Genomic DNA, 12,031 nt, shown 5'->3' on the forward strand with positions numbered 1-12,031 from the left:
CACGAGCGACGCGATTCAAGTCATCGTGGCATCGCGGCTTGGCCATCCCTTGCGGGGATGGGATCATCTGACGGAATATCCGTGCGATCAAACAGGCTTTACTTGCGTAGAACTCTCGAAAATTCTACATAAACCAATATTGAAAGTAAGATTATAGAACTTACCAAATAGTTCGTGCCGGCGGAAAAGCCGAGACATTAAATTTCGCCAAAATGCCTTGTTTCAGCAACATTCAGAAATGTCAGTGGCGGCAACTGATGTAAAATCGTGGTCGATCAGCAGCTTGGCTCGAGCAGGCTTTGGTCGCCCCGCATACCCGGCTTCGCCATGACGCCCCCAACACGAATGGCGAAGCCGGATTGCTTTCCGGCTCCGCCGTTGATTTTTTCCCCGAAATATCAGTCTCTTGATAATGCCGCGACAGGGTCCAGCAATGATGCGTTGCGGGCTGGCAGGTAGCCGAAGGTCAGGCCGATCGCGCAGGAGCATGCGAAGGCCAGAATGATCGAACTTGCGGAATAGACGAGCGTGAAGTTCGAGCCGAAATAGTTGAAAGCAAAACCAAAGCCAAGCGCCGTCGCGATGCCGAAAGCACCGCCCAGCAGACATACGAGGATGGCTTCGATCAGGAACTGCTGGAGAATGTCGTGACGTCTCGCGCCGACTGCCATACGCACGCCGATCTCGGCGATACGTTCCGACACCGAGACGAGCATGATGTTCATGACACCGATACCTCCGACCAGCAGCGATATGACGGCGATCGCCGAGACGAGCAGGGTCATCGTCCGGGTCGTGCTGGTAATGGTCTGACGAATATCGTCGGTATTGAGGATAAAGAAATCCTTGGTGCCATGGCGGAGCTCCAGAAACTGGGAGACGGCCGCCTCCGCGGCAACACTTTCGGTATTGTCGGCGACTCGTACCGTGACGCTGCGCAGCGACATATCGCCCAACAGGCGGGCTTGGACACCGGTATAGGGTAGATAGACGGAAAGATTATCACTTGAGCCGAAGCCGCCTTGCTGGGAGGCGATGATGCCGATGATGCGCGCGGGAACCTTGCCGACGAGAATGGTTTGCCCAAGCGGATCGAGCCCCTGATCGGCGAACAAGGTCGCCGCCGTGTTCTGATCGATTACCGCATCCTGCGACAAGCGTTTCACGCTGTCCGCGTCGAAGAATCTGCCCATGATAAGTTTCGATCCCTTCACGGAAAAATACGCGTCTCCCACACCATTGATGAGGGCGTTCGCCTCCATCGAGCCGAATCGCACGGTGCTGCTGGTCGAGACGGTCGGTGTAACAGCCGCGACATAGGTCAATTTCGCCAAAGCATCGGCGTCGGCGACCACCAGGGTCTTGATGCGGCCGGAGCGCGTATCGCCGAAGCTCTTGCCGGGAAAGATTTCCAGCGTGTTGGTGCCGAGGCTATTGATATTTTCCAGAACCTTTCGCTGCGATCCCTCGCCGAGCGCGACGACGCTGACGACCGAGGCTATGCCGATGATAATGCCGAGCATGGTCAGGAACGTGCGCAGCCGATGGGCCTTGAGTGCAAGGACCGCCATTCGGAAGGCTTCCGTCAGCCGGCCGGCCATCTCCCGCCAGCTGGATTTGCCGAAGCCGGCCGCGGTAGCGGAGGCTCGCAATGCTGGAGCTTTGCAGTCTGCACGTCGATCGGCAACAATCCGTCCGTCGGAGATCTCGATGATGCGATCGGCACGCGCGGCGACATTCATGTCGTGGGTGACGATGACGACCGTGTGGCCCTCGCCATGGAGCTCGTCAAGAATACGCAGAACTTCCTCGCCGCTCTGCCGGTCAAGGGCGCCCGTGGGCTCGTCGGCAAGAATGACGTTGCCGTTATTCATCAGGGCGCGCGCGATCGAAACTCGCTGCTGCTGGCCGCCCGAAAGCTGGCCCGGGCGATGGCTGTTTCGTTCACTCATGCCGAGCCGCTCAAGAAGCGCTGCCGCGCGCGCTCGTCTTGTTTCACCTGACTGCCCGGCATAGATGGCCGGTACCTCGACATTGCCGATCGCCGTCAGCTCGGAAAGCAGATGATAGCGTTGAAAGATGAAGCCGAAATGCTCTCTGCGCAGTTTGGATAGCGCATCGCTCTCTAGGTGATGCGTCTCTTCGCCGGCGATCGCATACGTGCCGGAGGTCGGGCGGTCCAATAGACCGATGATGTTCATCAGCGTGGATTTCCCCGAACCGGAAGGCCCGACGATCGCGACCATTTCGCCTTCGGTGATGGCAAGATCGACGTCCTGCAGGACTGCGATCGTGCGGTCCCCGGATTGATATTCGCGGCGCACGCGCTTCAGTTCGATAATCGGAGAAGGCATGGGTCAGAACCCCATTGGAGGGGGAGGGCCACCACTGCTGCTCTTGGCGATCGTCGTGCTTGCCTCGCCGACCACGACATTCTCTCCTTCGGAGAGACCAGACAGGATTTCGGCGGAGACGTTGTCGTTGAGGCCGACCATGACGTTGCGGCGGATCCTCTTGCCATTGTCGCTCACGACCTGAACCGTGCGGGATCCTTCGGCGGATTTGCCGCCCAATGCGGAGGAAGGGATGGTGAGCACATTCTTGGCCTGTCCGAGAACGATGTGAACCTCCGCCGACATGTAGGTGCGAAAGTAGTTATCGGCGTTCGGCACTGCAAACACACCGTTGTAGTAGATCGCCGAGGTGGAGGATGACGATGTCGTGCTGCTGCTTGATGACGCTGTTGTGGACGATGAGGTGATGCTGCTGTCGCTGGTGATCGATTCAGGTGCCGGCTCGATCGACTGCAATGTGGCCTCATACCGGGTATTCGGATCGCCAAGGATGGTGAAATAGATCGGTTGCCCCACCTTGACCTTGACGACATCGGCTTCGGAGATCTCGGTGCGAACGATCATCGTATCGACTTGTCCGAGGATGACGATCGTCGGCGCCGATTGCGCCGCGTTCACCGTCTGGCCCTGCTGGTTGACGATGGCGAGCACCGTGCCGTCCATCGGCGCCGTGATGTGCGTGTAGGAAAGATTCGCGCGCGCGGTTTCCACCGCGACTTCGGCCGATGTGATTTGCGCGTCGAGAGCTGCAATTTGGGCGGTAATCTTCTTGACGTTCGCTTCCGCACTGTCGAGGTCCGCCTTGGAGCCTGCCTGGTTGCGGAATATCGCCTGCTGGCGAACGAGCGTCGTCTGTGCGTTTTCAAGATCGGCCTCGCTTTCCTGGCGCTGTGCCCTAACGTTCGCCAGGGAAGCTTGAGCGGTCTTCAGGTCGTTGCTCTGTGTGGTCGAGTCGATTTCGGCAACAAGGCTGTCCTTCTTGACGGTATCGCCAAGCTTGACATGAAGTGCCGTGATCCGACCGGAGACCTGCGCACCGACCGCAACCAGCTTGATCGGCCTGAAGGTGCCGGATGCGAGCACGGCTTCCTCGACATTGCCCCGCATCACCGGCGCCGTGATGGCCGATGTCGTCTGCCTGCCGAAATAGCCGTATCGGAAAGAAAGGAGGCCGATTACGGCAAGGGCAAGGAGACCCGCATAGAGCATGTGCCGCGGTCTGATACTCCGCTTTGGCAGCGCTCTGGCGGGAAGAGGGCTTGCGTCCTTGGCCCGTTTCGGGTTGACGGTCGGCGGTGTCTTATGTTCCAGGGTGTTCAGCATGAGATTATTTGACCTTGGCCAGATGGGGACCCGTATCGGCGTCAACGACGACAGGCGTGGAGACATCGACCTGTCCGTCCCAACCTCCACCCAGCGCCTTGTTGAGTGCAATATAGTCGGTAGCGATCGATGCTCTGCTCTGGATCACGTTTTCTTCAGCGCTATAGAGCGAGCGTTCGGCATCCAGCACGTCGAGAAAGTCGATAACGCCGGCCTTGTTCATGGTATGCGAGAGGTCCGAGGCCCGGCGGTAGGAGCTGCTGGAGGAGACGAGCTTGCCGTACTTCAGCCGTTCCTGGGTCAGCGATACGATAGCATTCTCGACATCCTCCATGGCCGAAAGAACAGCCGATTGGTAGGCGATAAAATACTGATCCCGTTCGGCCTTGGCGACGTCCACGGCGGCCTTGAGCTGTCCGCCCTGGAAGATCGGTACCGTCAGAGTCGGGCCGAATGTCCATCCGATGGAGGACTTCTTTGCAAGATCGCCGATACTGGCTGCCGACGATGAAATGTCACCGGTCAGGGAGATCGAAGGATAACGATTGGCTTCGGCCTGACCGATCTTCGCTGTATATTGTGCAAGCTGCCGTTCTGCCAGACGAACATCCGGCCGCGAAATCAGAATATTGGCGGGAATGCCGACGGAGACATTCATCTTCGGGCTCGGAATCGGACCGCCGCCCTTGAGCCTGTCCTCAAGCGTGGCCGGAGGCTTGCCCAGCAGCACACCCAGGCGATGGACAGCTTCCGAATAGGAGATTTCGTAGGTTGGGATATCAGCCTCCGTGCTGTTAGCGAGCGCGTCAGCCTTGGCGGTATCGACGCCGGTGGCGCTGCCTGCCTGATATTCTGCATGGGTAAGAGCAGCACTTTCGCGCTGCGATGCGGCGGTGCGCTTGGCCAGATCGCGTAGCGCTTGATATTCACGCGCCTGGACATAATAGGATGCGACATCGCCGATCAGGGTCAGCATGGTGTCGCGCAGCTGCTCATCCGCAGCATCGACGCCGTATTTCGCCGCTTCCGCGGCGCGCTTGTTGCCGCCGAAGAGATCGAGCTCCCAGCTGGCGTCGAACCCCCCGTCATACAATGTGGAAAAGGTTGCATCTGTCGTGCCGCCTTCTGCAGCCGACGTGCGTGTGCGTGCCGCGGAAGCCGTTGCCGATGCCGTTGGCAGCAATGCGCCCCTCTGCTCCCGATAGGTGGCGCGCGCTTCACGGATCTTTGCCTTGGCTGTCGCAACGTCAAGATTGCTGGCGATCGCCTCCGCGATGAGCGCATCAAGGGTCGGATCCTTGAGCTGTTTCCACCATTGCGACAATTGCGGGGTTTGCGAGGGCTTGCTTGTGGCCTTGCTGCCCCAATGCGTCGGCACGGCAAGGTCGGGTGTCTTATAATCCGGCCCTACGACACAGCCTGTCAATGTTCCGACGAATATGGCGGCAATGGCAATATTCGACGGTCCCGTGTTTGAGCGCAAACATATCGGCAAGATTTCCATCCCTGGCTTGTTGATGCAATGCACTGGCCTCGATTGGGGCCAGGAAGACGTGGAGCGTGAGGGAGACCATCGCTTTTCCTCTGCGAAGAAGGAATGGCGGTGCTCACACGCCATTGGTCCGGGAGCGCCGGGCGGGGCGTTCCCGGACCATTCGGCCCGGCGAAGGGCCGCTCCTTCCAACCAACAGGGGCGTCCGGGGGGATCTCGATTGGCTGGAAGCGGAGAGGAAATGGTCTGTCGTGGTGAGGTGGAGGGTTTCGCCCAGAAAGACCCTCCATTGATGATCAGTGGAACGGATGCGGGCCGGGAACGAGCGAGCGTTCCGCGTCCGCCAGTTTGGTGAGCTGATCGGCGTTCAACATGTTGCGCAGAGCCACAGCTTTGTCCTTGAGAGCCTTGGCCTTCGCGGCACGATCCAGTACGCGATCGGCTAGGCGCTCTCCGAAAAGTTGAGCTTGCCCGTCGCTCTGATGAGCAGCCTGGGACGCGGCATCGTCGTCGGGCGCCGGCAGGTCCGGCAGCTCGTTCTTTGCGGGAGTCAGGAGATCGATCAGGGCGCTGGTATAATCCCGCCAGGCGTCGAGCTGGTTACTGCGGACGCCGATCAAGGTTTCGAGCGCTGACAATTTTTCCGCGATCATCAGGGCCGGGTTCGGTCTATGTGGAGGCCCCGGGGGCATGGGCATACCCCCGCCAGAGGCCATCATCGGCCCTTCGGGATGACGGTCCTGGAAATACCAGCCGTCCGATGGCGGGCCGACCGGACCCGGTTGCGCGGTCTCTGCGCCTGCAGGCTTTTGCTGCTGGGATTCGATTTCTGCACCGGCTGCATAAGCTGAAACGGTTGCACCGCCAATTGCCGTTACCAATAAAGCCGCGACGATAAGTCGTTTGTTCATAATCAATGCCTTCGCTACGAGTAACTGCAGCAAAAGCTAATGCGACCTTATGAATGCAATACGTCGATATGTTTCCTAACTTTTCCCGCAAGGGGAATATTGCGAATGAAGTTTGCTGATGGCCTGGCAGCAATGCTTCATTACAATTTCCTCTATTGTCGCCTTAAAGTTCGACTTCCAGTGTAACAACAAGCGACATTCGGGTCGATCGCAGGTCGTAGATGGAGAGAGCTGTCGCTTGGCGGCGGCTCTCTCCACAGCGTTGGCTATTCCTTGCTTCCGGAAGCAGCAGATGTCGATTGATCCGCCTCCTTCAACGCGGCCGCACATTCCTCGCAGCACACTTCCACCGATTTGCCGCCGAGATTGACCTTGATGGTCTCGGCGCCGAGTTCGCAATCGCAAGCGGCACATGTGGTTCTCTTCATCTCATGATCCTTTCCTGATCGATCCCCTTGCCAGGGCAGGATCATAAGAGCACCGATCATCATGTCGGCGCTGTCGGAATCTTTAGCGAACCGCGTAGCGCTTGGGCTTCAACTGTGCGGAGCGCTGGAATTCTGCTGGCGTCAGGCCGTAGGTCTGTTTGAACGCGGCGCTGAAATGGCTATGGCTGGAAAACCCGAGATCAAGCCCGAGCATGGTCAGGTCGTCATAGGAAGCGAGCAGATCGAGCGCGCGTGCCAGCCGAAGCCGCAGCTGATAGCGGTAAAGAGGGATGGCTTCTACCTGCTGGAAGACCTGTGTCAGGTAGACGGGCGAGACGCCGACATCCCTGGCGATCTCTGCAAGCGTCCAGCGCCGTGCAAGATCGGACGACAGAACGAGTTTTGCCCGGTCGACGAGCTTCTGCCGGCCGGAACTTGCGCCGGCCGCATGCGATGTCCGCTCGCCCAGAGAACGGCGCACCAAAGTCAACGCCAGTGTTTCGCCTTCGAGGCTCTCGGCTATATTGCGGCTGAGCCCATGGCGAAGCATAGCCACGAGCGCCTGTGCGCGGGGATCGATGCGTCGGCGCTGGCGGCGAAAGATAACGCTTTCACCGGATTGAACCTGTTCCTTCGGTGCAAGCTCCTGAAGAACGCTCTCGTCTATACTAAGATCGAGACAGGAATCACCGCCGTCAACAGGATGACTGATTCGATATTCCTGCCCGTTGTTGAAGAACAACACCTGGTTTGCTTCCGCAACAGTATCACTCTGGCCGACGTGGCGCTTGAAGACGCCACGATAGGGATAGACGAGGCTCGTCTTGTGGGCGCATTCCTCTCCGCTCTTATGCCGGCATTCGCCGTTACAGACGATATCGCGGATGACGACGGTTTTCGTCTTCAGCAGCAAGGCGGTCGAAATTTCTGACATGCCGAACTTCCCCATCCCGGCGTTAACGCCCGTCGCACCAGCGGAGCTTAGCACATCCTGCGCCATTTTTAGTAGCGACTATAAATATGAACATCGCTCCCCTTCTGGCCTCGGGAAAGGCCAATGTCCTTCAACTGATCGTCCGACAGTTCCAGAAGCGCATTGCGGTTCCTGCGCTCGACCATCTTGCGTGCGAGCGTGCGTGCAAGGTCCTGCAACGCCGAAAAAGGCGAGCGTTGAGCCTTGCGGAAAGCGCCGGCCGGTTCGGAAGAGGTGATGATGTTTGTGGCTTGCATGGCGATACTCCATCGGTTGCTTCGATGAGAGCAGTGAACCACTGGAGCCGTGTTCGCGCTGTCAGATAATTTAGCAATCGAACGCGGCTGCAGCCTTTCGGGAAAGTGATTATATTTGTATTTTCCTTGTCGACATAAGTCTTGCAGCAACGATAGTGTCGGCGCTGCTCCGCATGTTGCGACAATCACACTATGCAGGGCGACGATCATTAAGGAGAGTAGGAATGTCGTGGCAACATCCAGTACCCCGGATCACTGCGGAGGAAAGACAACAGCGCCTTTCGAGTCTTCGAAAGCTGCTCGATGCAAAGGGATTGGCCGGCATGTTGCTCGGGCCGACCGAAAGCCTCCGCTACTTTACCGGTCTGGTCTGGCACGCGAGCGAGCGGTTTCTCGGCGCATTGGTGACGCCGACAGAACTCTACTACATCGTACCGGGCTTTGAGCGTAGCAGGGTGGAAACCCTGCCGCATCTACCGGCCGAGATCCTGGAATGGCAGGAGGAAGAGAGCAGCGCGGCATTGATCGCCCGCTTGCTCGGAAATGCCGGCATCTTGGCGCTCGACGACAGCATGCCGCTTTATTTCTACAACGCCCTGGCGGCCGAGCTTGGAGCTGAAAGGCTTGTGAATGGCGGGCCGATCATCAATGGTATGCGCCGCATCAAATCTCCGGCCGAAATCGCGCTCATTCAATATGCCATGAACCTGACGCTGGACGTACACAGACAGGCTCATGCCTTACTCAAGCCGGGAATTCGCGCATCGGAAGTCGTCGAATTCATCGACCGGCGGCATCGCGAGGCAGGCGCCGATGGCGGTTCGACCTTCTGCATCGTATCCTTCGGCGAAGCCACGTCCCTGCCGCACGGCGCAGATGGCGACCAGACGCTTGGCGAAGACGACGTCATTCTGGTGGATACGGGTACCCGCATCGACGGCTATCATTCCGACCTGACGCGGACCTACAAGCTGAAGAGCGGCGATAGCGCCTTCGAGGATGCATGGGCGATCGAACGGGAGGCGCAGCAGGCCGTTTTCGACGCGGCAAAGCTGGGTGCTGCCTGCTCCAGCCTGGATGATGCGGCGCGCGCTGTACTCGCCAGACACTCGCTTGGCCCCGACTACGAGCTGCCGGGACTGCCGCATCGCGCCGGTCACGGCCTTGGCCTCGAAATTCACGAAGAGCCTTATATCGTGCGCGGCAACACGACGGTGCTGCAGGCGGGCATGTGCTTCTCAAACGAGCCGATGATCGTCTTTCCGAAGAAATTCGGCATCCGGCTCGAGGACCACATCTATATGGCGTCGGATGGGCCGCACTGGTTCACACAGCCGTCCAGCGGACCGACGGAGCCCTTTGCGAGCTGAGAATTTCTAGACAGGGCGGCCGTCAAGCCGCCCTTTTTCCATCCTCATCGAAGACATGCAGATGCTGCGCCGGGAAGGAGACGTTCACTTGCGTTCCCATACTCAAAGCAGTGCGATCCAGGGTGAATACCTTGAACGGAAGGCCGTGCAGCGAAAGATGCAGGATGATGCCGAAGCCGGTGGGTTCGATAAGTTCGACATTGGCCGTCATGTCGGACGAGTTGGACGACAACACGACATGCTCAGGCCGAATGCCGAGCGTGATCTTCGCAGCGGTTGCTAATTTGAGCGGCGCCGGAAGCGAAACGAGCGTGCCATCCCTGAGCTTGACGGCATTGCCCTCGTAAGTCGCATCGAGGAAGTTCATACCGGGTGAACCAATGAAGCCGGCCACGAAGAGATTGGCGGGGCGGTCGTAGAGTTCGAGCGGGCTGCCGACCTGCTGAACCACCCCGCCATGCATGGCAACGATCCGGTCCGCCAGCGTCATCGCCTCGATCTGATCGTGAGTCACGTAGATCGAGGTCGCTTTAAGATCGCCATGCAATTTCTTGATCTCGGCACGCATCTGCTCGCGCAAGCGAGCGTCGAGATTCGACAGCGGCTCGTCGAAGAGGAAGGCTTTCGGCTGGCGCACGATCGCGCGGCCCATGGCGACGCGCTGGCGTTGGCCGCCTGAAAGCGCCTTCGGCCGGCGCTCCAGCAGCGGATCAAGGCCGAGCTTGGATGCCGCACTGGCGACAGCCTTGGCAATGCCATCCTTGGCCACCTTCCTCAGCCGCAGGCTGTAGCTCATATTGCCGGCGACATTCATATGCGGGTAGAGCGCATAGGACTGAAAGACCATGGCTATGTCGCGGTCCTTCGGATGCAGCTCGTTGACACGATTGTCGGCAATGCGGATTTCGCCGCCGCTGATGTCCTCAAGGCCGGCGATCATGCGAAGCAGGGTGGACTTGCCGCATCCCGAGGGGCCGACAAGAACGACAAACTCCCCATCCTTGATCCTGAGGTCGATATCATGCAGCACCTGCACGTGGCCGTAGGCTTTCTTGACGTTCTGAATATCGATCGATGCCATATGACTAACCCTTGACCGCGCCAGCCGTCAGGCCTTGCACGAGATAGCGTTGGATGAGCAGGAAGAAGAGCGCGGCCGGAATGAGCGCCATGACGCCCGCCGCCATCATCTGCCCAAAATCCACCGAGAATTTCGAGACGAAGGTGAGAAGCCCGACCGGGAAGGTCGCGGCTTGATTGCCGTTGATGAGCATCAGCGCGAAAAGCAGCTCACTCCATGCCGCCGTGAAGACAAAGCCGAGCGTTGCAGCAATGCCGGGCAGGGTCAGCGGCAGGATGATCTGCCGGAAGGCGGTAAACTGCGTCGCGCCGTCGATCATGGCTGCCTCTTCCAGATCCTTCGGAATGCCGTCGAAGAAGGATTGCATCAGGAAGGTCGCGAAAGGCACGTTGAAGGCCGTGTAGACGATGACAAGGCCGGTCAGGCTGTTGGTCAGGTGCAGCGGCGTCAGGATCTTGAAGATCGGCGCCACCAGCATGACCAGTGGAAACATCTGCGTCAGCAGCATCAGCGCCACGATCCAGTATTTGGCGCGGAAATTGAAGCGCGAGAGCGCATAACCGGAGAGCGACGCACAGATGGTCACCGTGATCGCCGTCGAGGCAGAGACGATCAGGCTGTTCTTGAAGAAGGTCGGAAAGTCACTGTGCTGCAGCACGAAGGCATAGTGTTCCCAGGTCGTGCGCGACGGCCACATGCGTACACCCTCGGTATAGAGCAGATCATTCGGCGTCACCGAGACCTTCAACAGCCAGAAGAGCGGGAAGAGCGCGAAGACCACGTAGCAAAGAATGGCCAGACGATGGGCGATGGTGGGAAGGACGGATCGTCTCATGGCTCAATCCTTATTCAGCAGGGTCTGCCGCAGCAGGATGATCAGCATGGAATAGGCAAGCAGGAGGACCAGCAGCACCAGGGCGATGGCCGAGGCATAGCCGAAATCCAGCCGCTTGAAGGCTTGGGTGAAGATATAGCTCGCGACGATCTGCGTGCGGTCCGCCGGCCCGCCCCCGGTCATAACGACGATCAGATCGGCGAAATTGGAGATCCAGACCGTTCGCAGGAGGACCGTGATGGCGATGGTCGGTGCGAGGAAGGGAAGCGTGATGGAGCGAAAGCGCTCGAACCAGCCGGCGCCGTCGATTGAAGCCGCCTCATAGAGATCGCGCGGGATTGCCTGAAGGGCGGCAAGGAGCGTGATCGCGAAAAAAGGAATGCCCCACCAGACATTGGCGATGATCGGCCCCCACATCGCATAGTTCGGATCGGACAGGATATTGCCGGGCTCACTCATCAGCCCCATAGCATAGAGCCAATGCGGGATCGGTCCGATGACCGGGTTGAACAGCCAAGACCAGTTGAGGCCGGCGAGGAAAGAAGGAACGGCCCAAGGCAGGAACACCAGCGCCTGAACGATCGATCTGCCGAAAAACGGTTTGTCCAACAGAAGTGCCAGGATCAGCCCAAAGATGAACTGCAGCACCACGGAAGCGCCCGTCCACCAAAGTGTATTCTTCAGTGCCCAGTAGAAGGCCTTATCCTTGGAGAGATCGCGAAGGTGTTCCAGGCCGATGAAGCCGCCGGAAAACGGATTGAGCAGTTGAATATCGCGAAAGGCGTAGGATATGCCGATTGCCAGCGGCACCAGCATCACGGCGATGATGAGGATGAGGGCAGGGGCGCTGTAGAGATAGGGTTCCGAGGCGTCGGCAAGGCGCTTTAGCCACGGCCTGCGGTCGTGACGCCTGTCGAGCGTGTCGGTGATCGAAGTCATCTGCAAGAGTTCCCGTTCGCGGCGTTCGAACGCCGTCTGTTTCAATTGGGCAGAGATGGCGGCGGATC

General features: G+C 58.9%; 11 protein-coding genes. 1 reads left to right on the top strand and 10 read right to left on the bottom strand.

Annotated features, from left to right (window positions below):
• Positions 1-398 precede the first annotated feature (398 nt).
• The 7 genes from GDN47_RS29860 to GDN47_RS29885 all read right to left on the bottom strand — a co-directional run bounded on the left by GDN47_RS29860 (position 399) and on the right by GDN47_RS29885 (position 7,738).
• On the bottom strand, positions 399-2,354 hold the full coding sequence (locus tag GDN47_RS29860; protein ID WP_152094835.1) for a MacB family efflux pump subunit: 1,956 nt from the start codon (positions 2,352-2,354) through the stop codon (positions 399-401).
• Between the two features lie 3 nt (positions 2,355-2,357).
• Positions 2,358-3,677, bottom strand: a complete 1,320-nt coding sequence (locus GDN47_RS29865) for an efflux RND transporter periplasmic adaptor subunit (RefSeq protein WP_371864938.1) — start codon at positions 3,675-3,677, stop codon at positions 2,358-2,360.
• Between the two features lie 4 nt (positions 3,678-3,681).
• Complete coding sequence (locus GDN47_RS29870) at positions 3,682-5,181, bottom strand: efflux transporter outer membrane subunit (RefSeq protein ID WP_152094836.1); 1,500 nt, start codon at positions 5,179-5,181, stop codon at positions 3,682-3,684.
• Between the two features lie 284 nt (positions 5,182-5,465).
• Positions 5,466-6,080 (bottom strand): hypothetical protein, encoded by a 615-nt coding sequence (locus tag GDN47_RS29875; protein WP_113332668.1) that lies wholly within the window; start codon positions 6,078-6,080, stop codon positions 5,466-5,468.
• Positions 6,081-6,346: 266 nt separating this feature from the next.
• The gene (locus GDN47_RS32175) at positions 6,347-6,508 is read right to left on the bottom strand and encodes a hypothetical protein (protein ID WP_168192587.1); all 162 of its coding nucleotides are present in this window, start codon (positions 6,506-6,508) and stop codon (positions 6,347-6,349) included.
• An 82-nt stretch (positions 6,509-6,590) separates the two neighbouring features.
• Positions 6,591-7,442, bottom strand: a complete 852-nt coding sequence (locus GDN47_RS29880; protein ID WP_113332667.1) for a helix-turn-helix transcriptional regulator — start codon at positions 7,440-7,442, stop codon at positions 6,591-6,593.
• Between the two features lie 68 nt (positions 7,443-7,510).
• On the bottom strand, positions 7,511-7,738 hold the full coding sequence (locus GDN47_RS29885) for a DUF1127 domain-containing protein (protein WP_113332666.1): 228 nt from the start codon (positions 7,736-7,738) through the stop codon (positions 7,511-7,513).
• A 224-nt stretch (positions 7,739-7,962) separates the two neighbouring features.
• On the opposite strand from GDN47_RS29885, the gene GDN47_RS29890 reads away from it, so the two are divergent.
• The gene (locus GDN47_RS29890; protein ID WP_113332665.1) at positions 7,963-9,108 is read left to right on the top strand and encodes a M24 family metallopeptidase; all 1,146 of its coding nucleotides are present in this window, start codon (positions 7,963-7,965) and stop codon (positions 9,106-9,108) included.
• 22 nt (positions 9,109-9,130) lie between these two features.
• Here GDN47_RS29890 and GDN47_RS29895 read toward each other — a convergent pair whose 3' ends face one another.
• The 3 genes from GDN47_RS29895 to GDN47_RS29905 are packed head-to-tail and all read right to left on the bottom strand — an operon-like array spanning position 9,131 to position 11,963.
• Entirely contained in the window at positions 9,131-10,189 is a 1,059-nt protein-coding gene (locus tag GDN47_RS29895; protein ID WP_113332664.1) for an ABC transporter ATP-binding protein, read from the bottom strand.
• 4 nt (positions 10,190-10,193) lie between these two features.
• Positions 10,194-11,024 (bottom strand): carbohydrate ABC transporter permease, encoded by an 831-nt coding sequence (locus GDN47_RS29900; RefSeq protein WP_113332663.1) that lies wholly within the window; start codon positions 11,022-11,024, stop codon positions 10,194-10,196.
• A 3-nt stretch (positions 11,025-11,027) separates the two neighbouring features.
• Positions 11,028-11,963 (bottom strand): carbohydrate ABC transporter permease, encoded by a 936-nt coding sequence (locus GDN47_RS29905; protein WP_113332755.1) that lies wholly within the window; start codon positions 11,961-11,963, stop codon positions 11,028-11,030.
• Between the last annotated feature and the right edge of the window lie 68 nt (positions 11,964-12,031).

It is taken from the genome of Martinezella dioscoreae (assembly GCF_009176305.1).
Lineage (GTDB): Bacteria > Pseudomonadota > Alphaproteobacteria > Rhizobiales > Rhizobiaceae > Rhizobium > Rhizobium dioscoreae.